Below are 15,215 nucleotides of genomic sequence, written 5' to 3'. Positions count from 1 at the left end.
CCGCTACCGGTTGAGAGGAGACCGAGACCATGACGACACTGCCCATCCGCATCGCTCCATCGATCCTGGCGGCAGATTTTGCAAAGCTCGGCGAGGAAGTGCGCAACGTCACTGCGGCCGGCGCCGACTGGATCCATCTCGACGTCATGGATGGGCATTTCGTGCCGAACATCTCCTTCGGTCCCGATGTCATTAAGTCGTTGCGTTCCTATACGGATGCCACCTTCGACTGCCATCTGATGATCTCGCCGGCCGATCCCTATCTTGAGGCCTTCGCCAAGGCCGGCTGCGACCGCATCACCGTGCATGCGGAGGCAGGACCCCACCTGCACCGCTCGCTGCAGACGATCCGCCATCTCGGCAAGAAGGTCGGCGTCACGCTCAATCCGGCAACGCCACTCTCGGTGGTCGAGAACGTGCTTGACGATGTCGATCTCATTCTCATTATGTCCGTCAATCCCGGTTTCGGCGGCCAGAAATTCATTCCGGCAATGGCAGACAAGATCGCCGCGGCGAAGTCACTTATCGGTGACCGCCCGATCGAGCTTGAGGTGGACGGCGGCGTGACGGTCGATACCGCGCCCGTCGTAGCGAAGGCCGGCGGCAATGTGCTCGTCGCCGGATCGGCAATTTTCAAGGGCGGCTCGGTCGAGGCCTATCGCCAGGCGATATCAGCCCTTCGCAACGCGGCTGAGGGAGCTCGCTGATGACCAAGCGCATGTTCATGGGCGGATTTTTCGCCGCCCTGCTGACCGGCATGGCCGCCACGGCCTATGCCGGCGATATCGCCAATATGCAGCCTGTCGGCTTTTCTGCCGACGGCAAGGTCTTCGCCTTCCAGGAATTCGGCCTGAAGGATGGCAAGGTTCCCTATTCGGATACTTATTTCATCGATACGGATACCGGGGCCGATCTCGAGGGCACGCCCTTTCACCTGGAACTGACGGACAAGGACGCCAATCTGTCCAAGGCGCGCCGCCAGAACCTGACGGCAGCCCGCCAGCAGATGGACAAATATGACCTTTTGACCAATCCGGGCCTGATCGCCGCCTTCAACCCGCCGACCGAACTCGGCTCGCCGATGAAGACGATCCGCTACACGACGATTGCAAGCGACGGCCCGCCGCGCGGCGCCTATTCGCTGCTGCTCGGCGATGCCGAGGTTGCCAAGCCGGAAAGCTGCAAGGACGTCAAGCGCGTCATCGGCTTCACCCTGCAGCTCATCGAAAAGGACGGCGCACCGAACCGCCAGCTCGTCCATGAGGACAAGGCAATTTCTGATGACCGCGGCTGCCCGGTGGAATATCGCATGGGCGGCGCCCTCGTCTATCAGCCGGAATCGGGCAAGCCTGTCCATATCGCCCTCGTCCTTGCGCTGAGCGCTTCTCCTGACGGTCGCAACGGCCGCTGGATCGCCGTTCCGGTTCATCCCTGAGAATGAACCGTCTGCGGGCGGCATGGCCGTCCTTACCAGAACTTTTCATCGGCGCCCCGCTATGGGGCGTCCAGATGCTGATCTCGGCGATGGCCGGGCTCTATCTGCGCAATGGCATGGAGACGAGCCATGTGCTCGATCTCGCCCTCCTCTATTTCGGCGGCGGGATGCTTTCCTGGCCCTTCAACCTGCTTGCCGGACGATACCTTGCGCTCGGCCATCGGGTCGAGACGCGTTTCGCCGCCTTCTTCCTGGCGCTGACGGCGGGCACGGTTCTGATGACGGCCTTTCTCTTCGCCATGGATTATCGGATTTTCTATTCCCGCTGGCACGCGCCGTTCGGATCGGTCATCTGGATGTTCCAGTTGGTCTTTACCGGCGCGAGCGCCGTTTATCAGTTTCTCGTTATCGGTCTGGGGCTGTTTTTGCCCATCGGACTCGTCTGTCTGCTCGCCACCAGCCTGGCTCTTGCCAAACGCATGCGTTGAGATTGCCGGCCGTCTTTGCTACAGGGGCGGCAGCTACTGTCACGAAATGAAGGCGCTCGCCCATGATCCCTCGTTATTCCCGACCCGATATGGTCGCCATCTGGTCTCCCGAAACCAAGTTCCGCATCTGGTTCGAGATTGAGGCCCATGCCTGTGACGCGCTCGCAGACCTCGGCGTGATCCCGAAGTCGGCCGCCGCCACCATCTGGGAAAAGGGCGGCAAGGCGACCTTCGACGTTGCTCGCATCGATGAGATCGAGGCCGTCACCAAGCATGACGTCATCGCCTTCCTGACGCATCTCGCAGAAATTGTCGGCCCCGATGCCCGCTTCGTCCATCAGGGCATGACCTCCTCCGACGTGCTCGACACCACGTTCAACATCCAGCTCGTGCGCGCTGCCGATATCCTGCTCGCCGACATGGACCGCGTTCTGACAGCGCTGAAGACGCGCGCCTTCGAGCACAAGGATACGATCCGCATCGGCCGCAGCCACGGCATCCATGCCGAGCCGACGACGATGGGTCTAACCTTCGCCCGTTTCTATGCGGAGATGAGTCGCAACCGCGCTCGCCTCGTGGCCGCCCGCGCCGAAATCGCCACGGGTGCCATTTCCGGTGCCGTCGGCACTTTCGCCAATATCGATCCCGTTGTCGAAGAGCACGTCTGCGCCGCCCTCGGCCTCGTGCCGGAGCCCGTCTCCACGCAGGTCATCCCGCGCGACCGTCACGCCATGTTCTTCGCCACGCTCGGCGTCATCGGCTCGTCGATCGAAAACGTCGCGATCGAAATCCGCCACATGCAGCGCACCGAGGTGCTGGAAGCGGAAGAATTCTTCTCGCCGGGCCAGAAGGGCTCCTCGGCCATGCCGCACAAGCGCAACCCGGTTCTGACCGAAAACCTGACCGGCCTTGCCCGCCTCGTGCGCATGTCGGTCGTACCATCAATGGAAAACGTGGCGCTCTGGCATGAGCGTGACATCAGCCATTCGAGCGTCGAGCGTGCCATCGGCCCGGATACGACGATTACCCTCGATTTCGCGCTGAACCGCCTGGCCGGCGTCATCGAAAAGCTCGTGGTCTATCCCGAGAACATGATGAAGAACCTCGACAAGTTCCGCGGACTCGTCCATTCGCAGCGCGTTCTCCTGGCGCTTACCCAGGCCGGCACGTCGCGCGAGGATGCCTATCGCCTCGTCCAGCGCAATGCGATGAAGGTCTGGGAACAGGGCAAGGACTTCCTCGAAGAACTGCTGGCCGATGCCGAAGTGCGCGCCGCGCTCTCCGAGGCGGATCTTCGCGAGAAGTTCGATCTCGGTTATCATACGAAGCATGTGGATACGATCTTCCGCCGCGTCTTCGGCGAAGCTTGATCGGCACAAAATATGTCATCGGACGGCGCCCACGAGGCGCCGTTTTCATTTCCGCTTGCGTGGCGTGGCAGCCGCCGACGTCTTGCGTTTTCTTGACCCGCTTTTTGCAGGTGATGTATCGGCTTGCTCATCCGATATCCTGCAAGCCTCGGTCTCTCCCCGCCCTTTAGCCGCCTTGGCTACCAGCCGGTCGAGATGTTTGAGATCCTCTTCGTCCAGATTTTCGATGCCGATGAAGCGGTTTTCGGCATGGCTCGTCAGGATGATCTCATTGAGCTTGGCCTGAATGGCCCGTGTATCGCGCGTTTGTGCGTTCTGAAGCAGGAAAACCATCAGGAAGGTGATGATCGTCGTGCCGGTATTGATCACGAGCTGCCAGGTTTCGGAGTAGTCGAAGACAGGACCGAGAGCGGCCCAGATAATGACGGCGACAAGCGCCAGTATGAAGGTCACCGGCTTGCCCGCCAACTCCGATATCTTGGTCGCGAAACGCGCAAACAAATGGCGTAAAGTCACCTTATCCTCCGCAGAAGTCGGCGCAAGACAAACTCCAAGGAAGGTTCCGAGGTTCCCGAGTACGGTGAAATTCCGGGGTATCGTGCAAATTCGCGACACCCCTGGAATATTGCCTTCACGCGGCTTCGCGGGCAATCAGCTTCCGGTAGAGATGCCAGGTCGCATGGCCGAGGATCGGGATGACGAGTGCAAGGCCGGCAAAGAGCGGGATCGTGCCGATGACCAGCAGCGCGGCAACGATCAGGCCCCAGAGCAGTACCGGTACCGGATTGGCGAAGGTTGCCCGGATCGAGGCGACCATCGCGGCCACCGCTCCGCAGTCCCTGTCGAGCAGCATCGGAAAGGTCACGACTGTGATCGCCAGAACGACGAACGCAAAGCCGAGGCCGACCAGATTGCCCCACAGGATGAGCTGCATGCCTTCGGGCGTGCCGAATACCTGCTGCAGGAAGAGCGACATGGAGCGCGGGAAAACTTCGCCGAGAAGGCTTGTATAAATGGTCTGCGCTGTGACCAGCCAGACAGTGAAGATCCCAAACAACAGGAGGCCGACGGCGATGATCGACGGCAGAGCCGGCGAACGGCGCACGTCGAGCGCATGTTTCCAAGAGGTGTCGAGCCCGGCTTCCCGCCGGCGGCTGATTTCATAGAGGCCGATTGCGGCAAGCGGGCCGATCAGCACGAAACCCGACATCAGCGGAAAGGCCATCGGCGCGAGATTGGCGCCCGAGGTCAGCATCGTCAGGAAGATGCCGGCGATCGGATACATGAGACACAGAAAAACGTAATGCGAAGGCTTCTCGCGGAAATCCTCGAAACCGAGCCTGAGCGCGTCGAAGACGTCGGCTATGCTGATGCTGTTAACCGCGGGCCGCTCGAAGTTCTCGCTGGCACCCGTCATGACATGAAATGTCGCCATGGCTTTCTCCTCCTCAGCCAAGATGAGCCGGAGGCGAATGTGGCGGCAACAAAGCGGGCCGACACGAGAACGCAACCGGCATGCAGCCACCATAGCAAATTTCTTGAGCTAAGTCGCTCTTTCCCTTGACATCGCGGTCAAGCTTTCTCACATCGGCGAAACTATGAAAGCTTCAGACGCAGATATCCTCATCATTCCCGGCTACACCAATTCCGGCCCCGACCATTGGCAGAGCCGCTGGGAAGCAAAGCTCAGCACCGCGCGGCGCGTCGAACAGGCGGAATGGTCCAAGCCCGTGCGCGAAGACTGGATCGCCCGCATCGCCGAAGAGGTGAATGCCTCGACGCGCCCCATCGTCCTCGTCGCCCATTCCCTCGGGGTGCCCTCGGTCATCCATGCGATCCCGCTGTTTCAGAAGCGGGTTGCCGGTGCCTTCTTCGTGGCGCCGCCTGACGTCGCCAATCCGGGTATCCGCCCGAAGCACCTCATGACCTTCGGCCCCTACCCACGCGACCCGCTGCCCTTCCCGTCGATTACGGTCGCCAGCCGCAACGATCCCTTCGGCACCTATGAGCATGCCGACGATATCGCCAACAGCTGGGGTTCCTTCCTGGTGGATGCCGGCGAGTCCGGCCACATCAATGCCGAATCCGGCCACGGACCCTGGCCCGAGGGCACGATGGTCTTTGCCCAGTTCCTGAGCCGCCTGCCCGGCTGAGCACGTCCGGAGAATTAAGCAATCGCTTTCTAAGCATTTCTTAATGGAAAGACCGCAGACTGCGCTCACGCCAGAAAAGCGAGAGCGCGCCCGTGAAGCAAAGCTATCCGCCAAGAGCCGCCGCCGATATCAGTCGCGACGAACCGGCGGCCGATGGTTTTGCAAGCTACACCGACGATTCCGACATTGCCGAGCGCGAAAGCCGCTGGAACTACGCGCTCGTCGGCTCCGGCCTTGGGGTGTGGGATCACAATTACCGCCTCAACAAAAAATACTACTCGCAGACTTGGAAGGCCATCCGTGGCATGGCGCCCGATGAGGAAGCCGATGGCGACTATGAGGCCTGGCTGCAGCTCGTTCATCCCGACGATCGCGATTTCGTCGTCAACGCCATCGAACGCCAGAATGCCGGCGACCCTGACTATCATGTCTTCCAGTATCGCGAGCGCCACAAGGATGGCCACTGGGTATGGGTCGAGTGCCGCGGCGCGCCCGTCGAATGGGATGAAAATGGCGCGGCCCAGCGCGTCGTCGGCACGGATACCGACATCACCGCGCGCAAGGAAGCCGAGGAGATGCTGGCGCAGCTCTCCCGCCGCCTCGACCTTGCTTTGCAGATCAGCGACATCGGCGTTTTCGAAGCCGATATCGACCACGGGACCGTCGAATGGGACGATCGCCTTATTGCCATATACGGTATGAAGGGCCTGGATCACCGCACGGCTGCCGCCGCCTGGCCGGATGCGATCCATCCTGACGATCGCGAGCGCGTAATCGGCACTGTCGAACGCAACCTCCGCGAGGAGACGGGGTTTAGCCAGGAATTTCGCATCATCCGGGGCGACGGCGCCGAGCGTATCATTCGCGCCCGCGCCGCTTTCTTCGTCGATGGTAACGGCTGCCGGCGGTTGATCGGAGCCAACTGGGACGTGACCAATGACGTGGCGCTGCGCAACGAGCTGCAGCGCGCCAAGGATCTCGCCGAAGCCCGTAACCGCGAACTCGAGGCCGCCAAGGAAAGCATCGAGCATCTGGCGTTCCATGATTATCTGACCGGCCTGCCGAACCGCCGCTATCTCGACAAGACGCTGGAGGAGCGCTCCGCCCATTGCCGTGAGGAAGGCCTGGCGCTCGCGATCCTTCATATCGACCTCGACCGCTTCAAGCAGATCAATGATACGCTTGGTCACCGCGCCGGCGACCACATGCTGAAACATGCCGCTCGAGTGTTGCGCGACTCCATTCGCAGCACTGATTTCGTCGCGCGCATCGGCGGCGATGAATTCGTCGTCCTCTGCATCGTCGACACCGCCTCGAAGAAGATCGCCACCGTCGCCGAGCGCATTATCCGCGAGCTGAGGAAGCCCATCAAATATGAGGGGCACGACTGCCGCTTCGGCGCCAGCATCGGCATCGCTATCGACAGCGGTCCGAATCTCGACGAAAAGCAGCTTCTCCTCAATGCCGATATCGCGCTCTACCGCGCCAAGGCCTCCGGCCGCAACCGCCACGAATTCTTCTCCAATGCCGTACGACGCACGATCCTGACGGCCAAGCGCCTTGCCGATGAGATCCTGATCGGCCTGGAACGCAACGAGTTCGTGCCCTTCTACCAGCCGCAATTCGATGCCCGCACGCTCGATATCGCCGGCATCGAGACGCTCGCCCGCTGGCAGCATCCGGAACACGGGCTGCTTTCCCCAGATCGCTTCCTCGACATCGGTGAAGACCTCGACGTCGTCTCGACTATCGATGCCCTGATCCTGGAGCGGGCGATTGCCGACCGGAAAGCCTGGGTTCGCGAAGGCTTCGCCATTCCCCGCATTTCCGTCAATGTCTCCGGCCGAAGACTGTCCGATCCGCAGCTTGGCAAGAAGCTGCGGTCGCTGAAGATCGAGCCCGGCACAGTCTCTTTCGAGCTGCTGGAATCGATCTCGCTCGACGATTGCGACGAGGCGGTCACCGCCAATCTCAAGAAGCTGAAGAAGCTCGGCATCGACATCGAGGTCGATGATTTCGGCACCGGCCACGCCTCGATCGTCAGCTTGCTGCGGCTGAGCCCGAAGACGCTGAAGATCGACCGCGAGCTGATCAGCCACCTGCCGCAATCGGCAGAGCAGCGCAAGCTGGTGCGCTCGATCATCGAGATCGGCAGCTCGCTGAACGTTCTCGTCACTGCCGAAGGTGTGGAGACCGCCGATCACGTCCGCATCCTGCAGGAGCTTGGCTGCGACATGCTGCAGGGCTATGCGCTTGCCCGGCCGATGCCTGCCATGCAGATCCCCGCCTTCATCCGCAGCGAAAGCTGGCGGCAGCCGGAGGGTGCGGCCCGCGCGCTGCAGGCGGATCTGCGCCGTTCCATCTCCAAAACGGCTTCCAGATAAAGACCTGTATAACCCCTCCGAGATTTTGCCTTCATTTCACCGTAAAGAAAAAGGCGGTAGTCTCCTCTTGCTAAGACATTCGATTCTCTTTGCGGTTTTCCCGCTACAGCCGGAAACCGGGGAAGGAGTGACAGGCGGATTGTGAAACTCTCTCTTTTCCTTTAAGGGGACGCCACGAGATCGATCCACGCGCGCTATCCCAAGAGCGCCAACAGCAGAGAATAACTACAATGAACCGTCGCCGCCGTATCTACGAGGGCAAGGCAAAGATTCTGTACGAAGGGCCTGAACCGGGTACACTGATCCAGTTCTTCAAGGACGATGCTACCGCTTTCAACAAGAAGAAACACGAAGTCATTGATGGCAAGGGCGTCCTCAACAACCGTATTTCTGAATATATCTTCAGCCATCTGAACAAGATCGGCATTCCCACCCACTTCATCCGTCGGCTCAACATGCGTGAGCAGCTGATCCGGGAAGTGGAGATGATTCCGCTCGAGATCGTCGTGCGCAACGTCGCCGCCGGCTCGCTCGCCAAGCGCCTCGGCATCGAGGAAGGCGTGGTCCTGCCGCGCTCGATCATCGAATTCTATTACAAGTCCGACGCGCTCGAGGACCCGATGGTCTCCGAAGAGCACATTACCGCCTTCGGCTGGGCCAATCCGGCTGAACTCGACGACATCATGGCACTCGCCATCCGCGTCAACGACTTCATGACCGGCCTTTTCCTCGGTGTCGGCATTCAGCTCGTCGATTTCAAGATCGAGTGCGGCCGCCTCTTCGAAGGCGACATGATGCGCATCATTCTGGCCGATGAAATCTCGCCGGACAGCTGCCGGCTCTGGGATATCGAGACCCACAAGAAGATGGACAAGGACCTGTTCCGCCGCGATATGGGCGGGCTGCTGGAAGCCTATTCCGAAGTTGCGCGCCGTCTCGGCATCATCAATGAAAACGAGCCCGTGCGCGGCACCGGCCCCGTTTTGGTCAAGTAAAGGCAGGGAAGAACAAGTGATCAAGGCTCGCGTCACCGTCACGCTGAAAAACGGCGTTCTCGATCCTCAGGGCAAGGCCATCGAAGGCGCGCTCGGAGCCCTCGGCTTCGGCGGCGTCGGCCATGTCCGCCAGGGCAAGGTCTTCGATCTGGAATTGGAAGGCACGGACAAGGCTAAGGCAGAGACGGATCTCAAAGCCATGTGCGAAAAGCTGCTCGCCAATACGGTGATTGAGAACTATACTATCTCTCTCGACTAAAGGTTGTGGAGGAGGTCGATGACTGAAGTAACCCAGGAGTTGATGTATGCGCTGCTGAAGCGCATGCATCCGGATATTTCAGGCATTAAGGACGGTCAGAACGAGATCAAATCCGAGCTCAACGCAATGCGCGGCACAATGATTTCGATGCAGCAAGACATCCAAAATATCTACGCTGTCCTGGCACGTCATGAGCAACGCCTCGATCGTATTGAAAATCGTCTCGAACTTCGAGAACTGGCAGAAGCACAAGCAAGGTTTGAACCGCACCCATGAAATCAGCCGTCGTTCAACTTCCGGGCCTCAATCGCGATCGCGACATGATCGCCGCGCTCACCAAGATCTCCGGTCATCAGCCGCTGACGATCTGGCAGACGGAAACGGAAATCCCTGACGTCGACCTCATCGTCATTCCCGGCGGTTTCTCCTACGGCGATTACCTGCGCTGCGGCGCGATTGCGGCCCGCATGCCGGTCATGCAGGCGATCATCGAAAAGGCGAACAAGGGCGTGAAGGTTCTGGGCGTCTGCAACGGCTTCCAGATCCTGGTCGAGGCTGGACTTCTGCCGGGCGCGCTGATGCGCAATGCCTCGCTGAAATTCGTCTGCCGCGAGATCAAGCTCGAAGTCGTCAACGCCGAGACTGACTTCTCCCGTGCCTATGAAAAGGGCCAGATCATCCGCTGCCCGGTCGCCCACCACGACGGCAACTATTTTGCCGATGCCGAGACGCTCGCTGCCATCGAAGGCAACAGCCAGGTCGTCTTCCGCTATGCCGAAGGCACCAATCCGAACGGCTCGATCAACGACATTGCCGGCATCATGAACGCCAAGGGCAATGTGCTCGGCATGATGCCGCATCCGGAAAATCTCATCGAGGCCGCTCATGGCGGTTCGGATGGCCGCGGCCTCTTCGCTTCGGCGCTCGACGTCATCGCCGCGTGATTTCCGGCCGAAGAGCAAGATAGATGCACCCTCGCCTTTTCGCAGCCATCGCTAACGCTGCTGCTTTTGCCGGCCTTGCCGCGCTCGTTGCTGCCTGCCAGTCCCCGACGCCCGCAAAGGGACCGGATCGTAGCGCGCTGTCGACGATGGAACGTGTGGCGCTCGGCGCCAACAGCTGCTGGTTCAAATCGGGCGATGCGGCTTTCGCCGCCTACAAGCTGGCCCCGGAACTCAATTCCTTCTCCGGTCGTCCGCGCATTCTCGTGGTGCACAAGGGTACCCCGGAAGGCCGGCCGCTGCTCGTCGTGCAGGCCGAAGGCAATCCGGCCAAGATGCAGGCCTTCGGCCCGATGATGTCCGAGCCGGTCGCCGGCCGCATCGCCGCCGATGTTACCCGCTGGTCGGGTGGCAATCGCGCCTGCCGCTAAGTTTTGGCTTAATCCCAGAAGAACGACTTGCTGACTTCGCGTGCGGCATCGGAACGCGACAGGCCGATATCCTTGAGTTGATCCGCTGTCAGTCCGCGCAGCGCCAGGCGCCCTTCCCGCTTCTGCTGCCACAGAAGGAAGATTGCCCACAACCGCCCGAGCCGCGTCGCGGCTGGCGCCTGCCTGGGCATGATAATCTCATGCCGGCCATCGATAGAGACAATCGATACAATCTGGCCCTTAATGTGAGGTATAGCGGACATTCCTGACTCCTGTCGTTTCCGCCTATGGAATTGTCTCATAGTCTTGACAGAATAAGGGTGACAATCTATTCATTGTCACCATGACAAATTGGCTCCCCGATCTCTCGCAGGGCTCCGGCCCGGTCTATATGCGGCTTGCGGACAATATCGAATCCGCTATTGCTTCGGGCGCCTTGCCAGCGGGCGCCAAGCTGCCGCCGCAGCGAAATCTCGCCTATGACATAGGGGTGACAATCGGAACAATCGGCCGCGCCTATGCGCTGGTGCATGAACGCGGGCTTGTCGCCGGCGAAGTCGGCCGCGGCACCTATGTGCTCGACCGTGCCGATACGCCCCCCAGCGAGCAGGTGGACCCTGTCACCCTTTCGCTGAGCGGCACGCGTATCGCAGATGCCCCGCCGAACAAGCTTCGCTTCGATACGACCGCCGCCCCTGATCTTGGTCAGGGCAAGATTATCGCCGGCATCATGGCCGAGATCGGCGAACAGCATCTGGCCGAGATCTCCTCTTATTCGCGCAGCTTCCCTCCGAACTGGTTCGAGGCCGGCCGTCTGTGGCTGGCGCGCAATGGCTGGTCGCCGGAGGTCGAAAACGTCGTGCCCACGCTCGGCGCGCACGCAGCAGCCATCTCCGTCATCGCCGCCGTGTCTGCGCCCGGTGACAAGATCGTTTTTGAAAATCTCACCTACACGCAGGTGAGCCGCAGCGTCCGCTTGCTCGGCCGGCGCACATTGACCGTCGAGTCCGATGAAAACGGCATCATCCCCGAGGATTTCGAGCGGCTCTGTCAGCAGCAGCATCCGAAGCTCGTCTTTACGATGCCGACGCTTCACAATCCGACACTTGCGATCATGCCCTATGAGCGGCGCGTCGCCATTGCCGACATTGCCAGACGGCATGGGGTCTGGATCATCGAGGATGATCTCTATGGCGGCATGGCCAATGACGATACGCCGCTGCTTGCTGCGATCGCGCCCGACCGTACCTTCCTCGTCAACGGCCTGTCTAAGTCGGTTGCGGCCGGCGTGCGCGGCGGCTGGGTCGCCTGCCCGCCGCATTTCGCCCAGCGCATCAAGGTCACGCACAGGATGGTCACCGGCGGTCTGCCCTTCATCCTGGCGGAAACCTGCGCACGGCTGGTCCAGAGCGGCAAGGCGCATGAAATCCGCAACGCAAGTGTCGCTGAACTGTCGGTCCGCGTCGGCCTTGCTCGTGAACAGTTGCAAGGATTCGATTTCGAATCTCACCCGCATGCGCCCTTCCTGTGGCTGAAGCTGCCGGAACCCTGGCTGTCCGGCACCTTCAAGAATGCCGCCTTCCGCGATGGCGTGCTTGTCGACGACGAGGATGAGTTCAAGGCGGCACGCGGCGAGAAAGCCTATCACCGCGTGCGCATCGGCTTCTCCTCACCGAAGGATAGAAACGAACTGGTCGCAGGCCTTATGGTATTGAAACGCCTGTTGGAAAATGGCGGCTCCGCCTACGACGGTGAAATCTGAACTGTTGCAGATCGGTGTCAGCATTGTGGAAAAGGCCACGATCGAAACACAGGCGCTTTACCGAGATCATCTGCATGTTACCTCTATCTCATCCCGCCGTTTAAGCGGGAATCAAGGGACAGCAGATGAAATCCGATTTCCGTTCACTCCTGTTGCGCCTGTCGAGTATCGCGTCGGTCGCAGCAATTGCCAGCAGCTTGGGAATGTCGTCGGCGGCGCAAGCCGGAGACAAGGTTTTCGACGAATTGCGCTTCGGGGCTTCGGCCTCCATCCAGGGCGGACATTCGCATGAAGATGGCGTTTTCCCGGAAATAACGGCCCTTTTCGATCCCTTCGGTTTTGAGCAGGCGACTGACTGGAAGCAGCAGCTCATGCATCCGCGCGTCCATCTCGGCACCTCCATCGGCACGGCGGGCGCAGCCACGCAGTTCTTCGCCGGTTTCACCTGGACGGTCGATCTCAGCGACAAGATTTTCGCCGAAGCCGGCTTCGGCGGCGTCATCCACACTGGCGAGCTTCGCGATGACGACGACGACCCCGACCTCGGCTGTCGTGTGCTGTTCCACGAATATCTCGGCGCAGGCTATCGCTTCAACAGCAACTGGAATGTCATGGCGCAACTCGCCCATTCCTCGAATGCCAATCTTTGCGACGGTCCGAACGACGGCATGACCCGCGCCGGACTGATGGTCGGCTACAAATTCTAGTCGATCTTTGCTGAGCCGGTCGTCACGTCACGGGATCGGTTCAGCGGATGTAAGAACAGCATAGAAGGCGGGATTAAACGCGTCGCACCAAGAATTTTCGCATCGGAATCTTGTTCAGTCCAACCCCAATACGATCATGGGCTTGGCCGATGGAAAACGGATGAGCCGGCATGTCAGATGATCTTTCCGCGCGCCACGACCGGCCAAGACTCGACTGAAGGTAAGCTCTTTCCTGTGATGAAAACCGAGTCGACCATGTTGGTGACGACGCACGCGTGGTTCGGCACGATCTGTAATTTATCTCCCACCGACAGTCCGATTGACCCGCTGCTGATCAGCCGGCCATGTTCCTCCGATAGTTGGTCCACGACGATATCGTCGCGCCCCCGCACATGACCGTAACCTGTGAGGCCCAAAAGATCCGATGTCAGGATTTTTGAACCTGCATCAACGATCGCTCGGTTCGCGGCGGGCACTGAGACGACAGTTGTTAGGACGCTGAGTGCGCAATCCTGCCAGTCGCATGCGCCGCGCGATACGAGAGAGCGGTCGTTGTAGACGTAGGTTCCGGGGCGATATTCAGTCGTAACCGGTGCGTCTGCTGCGTGCATCATCGAAGGCGTCCCACCTGACGTGATGACCGGCACTGCGAGACCGAGCGCTTCGATGCGAGCCTTGGCCGCCATCATGAAAGCCTCGACAGCAGCCTCCCCGCCCGCAGGAGGATAGGTCATGAGGCCACCGAAGACGATGCCAGGCATCGAGTGGATAAGGGCCGAGAGAGCCTCTGCCGCCTCGGGAGTGAGTACGCCGCAGCGGTTCGCACCGGTGTCGCATTCCACCAGGACTGTCAGCGGCTGAACTTCGTTTCGGAAGGCCTCCGAGAGGCTGTTCACGACAGCCGCACTATCGGCAACGACCGACAATTTCACCTTCTTTGCGAGCGCCTTCAGACGTTCAAGCTTCTCAGCGCCGACGATGTTGTAGGTAATCAGCACATCGGTGATTGCGCTACTGGCGGCGACCATTGCTTCGGCCTCGGATACCTTTTGACAGGTGATACCGACCGCGCCGGCCGCAATCTGCAGATTGGCGATTGCCGGCAGCTTGTGCGTCTTGATGTGCGGGCGAACACGCAAGTCGTGAGCATCCGCGTAACGTTGAAAACGGCCGATATTGACGGTGGCGATGTCGAGATCAATCAGAACAGCAGGAGTTTGAATGGCTGCGATATCCGCGGGCGAAAAAGTCATGGCAAACCTCGTATGGAACGAACCTGCGGTGCGGACAAATGTGCCGCTCTTTAGCGCCGCATCAAATATCAACCATCGCTATTGACAATTCATCAACCAGGGGACTTGATATGTCAATCCGATAATACGGACAAGTGTCCGCTATATTGGATTAATCAGAAACACTCGGTTCTCAGGGGAACAGTCATGACCATATCCTTCCGCGCCGGCCTGATTGCGCTGGCCGCAACTGCAGTTCTTTCAAGCCCGGTCTTCGCCGCCGGAAGTAAGCTCGATGAGGTTCTTGCTCGCGGTCATCTTGTTATGGGCACCGGCAGCACCAATGCGCCTTGGCACTTCAAGAGCGCCGACGACAAACTTCAGGGTTTCGATGTGGACATGGGCCACATCATCGCCAAGGCTCTCTTTGGCGATCCTGATAAGATCGAATACGTCAACCAGTCGTCCGACGCTCGTATTCCCAACATCACGACGGACAAGGTCGACATCACCTGCCAGTTCATGACGGTCACCGGCGAGCGCGCCCAGCAGATCGCCTTCACGATTCCCTACTATCGGGAAGGCGTCGGCCTCATGCTGAAGGCCGATGGCAAATATGCCGACTACGCAGCGCTTAAAGCTGCCGGCTCATCGGTGACAATTTCGGTCCTACAGAACGTCTACGCGGAGTCGATGGTTCACGCGGCGCTCCCGGAAGCTACCGTCGACCAGTACGACTCCGTCGATCTCATCTACCAGGCATTGGAATCCGGTCGTGCGGACGCGGTCGCAACCGACCAGTCGTCGCTCGCCTGGTATATGGCTCAGAACCCAGGTAAATATCGGGATGCCGGTTACGGCTGGAACCCACAGACTTACGCCTGCGGCGTCAAGCGCGGCGATCAGGATTGGCTGAATTTCGTCAACACCGCCCTCCACGAGGCCATGACCGGCGTTGAATTCGATGCTTACGCCAAGTCGTACAAGACGTGGTTCGGCAAGGAACTGACGCCTCCGCAAATCGGCTTCCCGGTCGAATACAAGTAACTGGCCCGAGG

At 60.1% G+C, this 15,215-nt stretch carries 18 protein-coding genes; 14 read left to right on the top strand and 4 right to left on the bottom strand.

Going from position 1 to position 15,215, the window contains the following annotated elements; genetic code table 11:
- Window positions 1–29 precede the first annotated feature (29 nt).
- The 4 genes from rpe (at window position 30) to purB (ending at window position 3,293) form a co-directional block, all read left to right on the top strand.
- Window positions 30–707: a ribulose-phosphate 3-epimerase gene (rpe, locus tag FHT82_RS22895; RefSeq protein ID WP_183734961.1), complete on the top strand. Its 678-nt coding sequence runs from the start codon at window positions 30–32 to the stop codon at window positions 705–707.
- Window positions 707–1,435, top strand: coding sequence for a DUF2259 domain-containing protein (locus FHT82_RS22890; RefSeq protein ID WP_183734960.1), 729 nt, complete (start codon window positions 707–709; stop codon window positions 1,433–1,435). Before rpe ends, FHT82_RS22890 begins: the two co-directional genes overlap by 1 nt.
- Before the next feature lie 2 nt (window positions 1,436–1,437).
- On the top strand, window positions 1,438–1,923 hold the full coding sequence (locus FHT82_RS22885) for a hypothetical protein (RefSeq protein WP_183734959.1): 486 nt from the start codon (window positions 1,438–1,440) through the stop codon (window positions 1,921–1,923).
- Between the two features lie 62 nt (window positions 1,924–1,985).
- Window positions 1,986–3,293 carry an adenylosuccinate lyase gene (purB, locus tag FHT82_RS22880; protein WP_183734958.1) on the top strand — a complete coding sequence of 436 codons (1,308 nt, stop codon included), beginning with the start codon at window positions 1,986–1,988 and terminating at the stop codon, window positions 3,291–3,293.
- 45 nt (window positions 3,294–3,338) lie between these two features.
- On the opposite strand, the gene FHT82_RS22875 is transcribed toward purB, so the two are convergent.
- Together FHT82_RS22875 and FHT82_RS22870 are read right to left on the bottom strand one after the other, a co-directional pair.
- Window positions 3,339–3,809, bottom strand: a complete 471-nt coding sequence (locus FHT82_RS22875; RefSeq protein ID WP_183734957.1) for a low affinity iron permease family protein — start codon at window positions 3,807–3,809, stop codon at window positions 3,339–3,341.
- A 115-nt stretch (window positions 3,810–3,924) separates the two neighbouring features.
- On the bottom strand, window positions 3,925–4,728 hold the full coding sequence (locus FHT82_RS22870) for a DUF2189 domain-containing protein (protein ID WP_183734956.1): 804 nt from the start codon (window positions 4,726–4,728) through the stop codon (window positions 3,925–3,927).
- Window positions 4,729–4,891: 163 nt separating this feature from the next.
- On the opposite strand from FHT82_RS22870, the gene FHT82_RS22865 reads away from it, so the two are divergent.
- The 7 genes from FHT82_RS22865 (at window position 4,892) to FHT82_RS22835 (ending at window position 10,456) form a co-directional block, all read left to right on the top strand.
- Complete coding sequence (locus tag FHT82_RS22865) at window positions 4,892–5,446, top strand: alpha/beta hydrolase (RefSeq protein WP_183734955.1); 555 nt, start codon at window positions 4,892–4,894, stop codon at window positions 5,444–5,446.
- A 128-nt stretch (window positions 5,447–5,574) separates the two neighbouring features.
- Window positions 5,575–7,830 carry an EAL domain-containing protein gene (locus FHT82_RS22860; protein ID WP_348647654.1) on the top strand — a complete coding sequence of 752 codons (2,256 nt, stop codon included), beginning with the start codon at window positions 5,575–5,577 and terminating at the stop codon, window positions 7,828–7,830.
- 230 nt (window positions 7,831–8,060) lie between these two features.
- Window positions 8,061–8,825, top strand: coding sequence for a phosphoribosylaminoimidazolesuccinocarboxamide synthase (gene purC / locus FHT82_RS22855; RefSeq protein ID WP_183734953.1), 765 nt, complete (start codon window positions 8,061–8,063; stop codon window positions 8,823–8,825).
- Window positions 8,826–8,841: 16 nt separating this feature from the next.
- Complete coding sequence (gene purS, locus FHT82_RS22850) at window positions 8,842–9,084, top strand: phosphoribosylformylglycinamidine synthase subunit PurS (protein WP_183734952.1); 243 nt, start codon at window positions 8,842–8,844, stop codon at window positions 9,082–9,084.
- Between the two features lie 18 nt (window positions 9,085–9,102).
- Window positions 9,103–9,360, top strand: a complete 258-nt coding sequence (locus tag FHT82_RS22845) for a hypothetical protein (RefSeq protein ID WP_183734951.1) — start codon at window positions 9,103–9,105, stop codon at window positions 9,358–9,360.
- Window positions 9,357–10,028, top strand: a complete 672-nt coding sequence (gene purQ, locus FHT82_RS22840) for a phosphoribosylformylglycinamidine synthase subunit PurQ (RefSeq protein WP_183734950.1) — start codon at window positions 9,357–9,359, stop codon at window positions 10,026–10,028. The genes FHT82_RS22845 and purQ overlap by 4 nt, the downstream gene beginning before the upstream one ends.
- A gap of 23 nt (window positions 10,029–10,051) precedes the next feature.
- A complete protein-coding gene (locus FHT82_RS22835) occupies window positions 10,052–10,456 on the top strand; it encodes a hypothetical protein (RefSeq protein WP_183734949.1) in 405 nt (134 codons plus the stop codon).
- A gap of 8 nt (window positions 10,457–10,464) precedes the next feature.
- On the opposite strand, the gene FHT82_RS22830 is transcribed toward FHT82_RS22835, so the two are convergent.
- On the bottom strand, window positions 10,465–10,719 hold the full coding sequence (locus tag FHT82_RS22830; RefSeq protein WP_183734948.1) for a DUF1127 domain-containing protein: 255 nt from the start codon (window positions 10,717–10,719) through the stop codon (window positions 10,465–10,467).
- 80 nt (window positions 10,720–10,799) lie between these two features.
- Between FHT82_RS22830 and FHT82_RS22825 the strand changes: the two genes are divergently transcribed.
- Together FHT82_RS22825 and FHT82_RS22820 are read left to right on the top strand one after the other, a co-directional pair.
- Window positions 10,800–12,218 (top strand): PLP-dependent aminotransferase family protein, encoded by a 1,419-nt coding sequence (locus tag FHT82_RS22825; protein ID WP_183734947.1) that lies wholly within the window; start codon window positions 10,800–10,802, stop codon window positions 12,216–12,218.
- A 125-nt stretch (window positions 12,219–12,343) separates the two neighbouring features.
- Window positions 12,344–12,925, top strand: a complete 582-nt coding sequence (locus tag FHT82_RS22820; RefSeq protein WP_183734946.1) for an acyloxyacyl hydrolase — start codon at window positions 12,344–12,346, stop codon at window positions 12,923–12,925.
- Window positions 12,926–13,098: 173 nt separating this feature from the next.
- On the opposite strand, the gene FHT82_RS22815 is transcribed toward FHT82_RS22820, so the two are convergent.
- Complete coding sequence (locus FHT82_RS22815; RefSeq protein WP_183735103.1) at window positions 13,099–14,178, bottom strand: D-TA family PLP-dependent enzyme; 1,080 nt, start codon at window positions 14,176–14,178, stop codon at window positions 13,099–13,101.
- Window positions 14,179–14,364: 186 nt separating this feature from the next.
- Between FHT82_RS22815 and FHT82_RS22810 the strand changes: the two genes are divergently transcribed.
- The gene (locus FHT82_RS22810) at window positions 14,365–15,204 is read left to right on the top strand and encodes a transporter substrate-binding domain-containing protein (RefSeq protein ID WP_183734945.1); all 840 of its coding nucleotides are present in this window, start codon (window positions 14,365–14,367) and stop codon (window positions 15,202–15,204) included.
- Window positions 15,205–15,215 lie beyond the last annotated feature (11 nt).

This window comes from Rhizobium sp. BK275 (assembly GCF_014193555.1).
In the GTDB taxonomy this organism is placed as follows: domain Bacteria; phylum Pseudomonadota; class Alphaproteobacteria; order Rhizobiales; family Rhizobiaceae; genus Rhizobium.
Note: the sequence above shows the minus strand (reverse complement) of the source record. Positions and strands in the feature narration are given on the sequence as shown.

What these genes read in the sequence shown, in the direction of transcription:
- FHT82_RS22865 (WP_183734955.1), top strand. Translation starts at nt 4,892, where the DNA reads ATGAAAGCTTCAGACGCAGATATCCTCATCATTCCCGGCTACACCAAT.
- FHT82_RS22835 (WP_183734949.1), top strand. Translation starts at nt 10,052, where the DNA reads ATGCACCCTCGCCTTTTCGCAGCCATCGCTAACGCTGCTGCTTTTGCC.
- FHT82_RS22845 (WP_183734951.1), top strand. Translation starts at nt 9,103, where the DNA reads ATGACTGAAGTAACCCAGGAGTTGATGTATGCGCTGCTGAAGCGCATG.
- FHT82_RS22870 (WP_183734956.1), bottom strand. Translation starts at nt 4,728, where the DNA reads ATGGCGACATTTCATGTCATGACGGGTGCCAGCGAGAACTTCGAGCGG.
- FHT82_RS22890 (WP_183734960.1), top strand. Translation starts at nt 707, where the DNA reads ATGACCAAGCGCATGTTCATGGGCGGATTTTTCGCCGCCCTGCTGACC.
- purQ (WP_183734950.1), top strand. Translation starts at nt 9,357, where the DNA reads ATGAAATCAGCCGTCGTTCAACTTCCGGGCCTCAATCGCGATCGCGAC.
- FHT82_RS22885 (WP_183734959.1), top strand. Translation starts at nt 1,438, where the DNA reads ATGAACCGTCTGCGGGCGGCATGGCCGTCCTTACCAGAACTTTTCATC.
- FHT82_RS22830 (WP_183734948.1), bottom strand. Translation starts at nt 10,719, where the DNA reads ATGTCCGCTATACCTCACATTAAGGGCCAGATTGTATCGATTGTCTCT.
- purB (WP_183734958.1), top strand. Translation starts at nt 1,986, where the DNA reads ATGATCCCTCGTTATTCCCGACCCGATATGGTCGCCATCTGGTCTCCC.
- FHT82_RS22825 (WP_183734947.1), top strand. Translation starts at nt 10,800, where the DNA reads ATGACAAATTGGCTCCCCGATCTCTCGCAGGGCTCCGGCCCGGTCTAT.
- rpe (WP_183734961.1), top strand. Translation starts at nt 30, where the DNA reads ATGACGACACTGCCCATCCGCATCGCTCCATCGATCCTGGCGGCAGAT.
- purC (WP_183734953.1), top strand. Translation starts at nt 8,061, where the DNA reads ATGAACCGTCGCCGCCGTATCTACGAGGGCAAGGCAAAGATTCTGTAC.
- FHT82_RS22815 (WP_183735103.1), bottom strand. Translation starts at nt 14,178, where the DNA reads ATGACTTTTTCGCCCGCGGATATCGCAGCCATTCAAACTCCTGCTGTT.
- FHT82_RS22810 (WP_183734945.1), top strand. Translation starts at nt 14,365, where the DNA reads ATGACCATATCCTTCCGCGCCGGCCTGATTGCGCTGGCCGCAACTGCA.
- FHT82_RS22820 (WP_183734946.1), top strand. Translation starts at nt 12,344, where the DNA reads ATGAAATCCGATTTCCGTTCACTCCTGTTGCGCCTGTCGAGTATCGCG.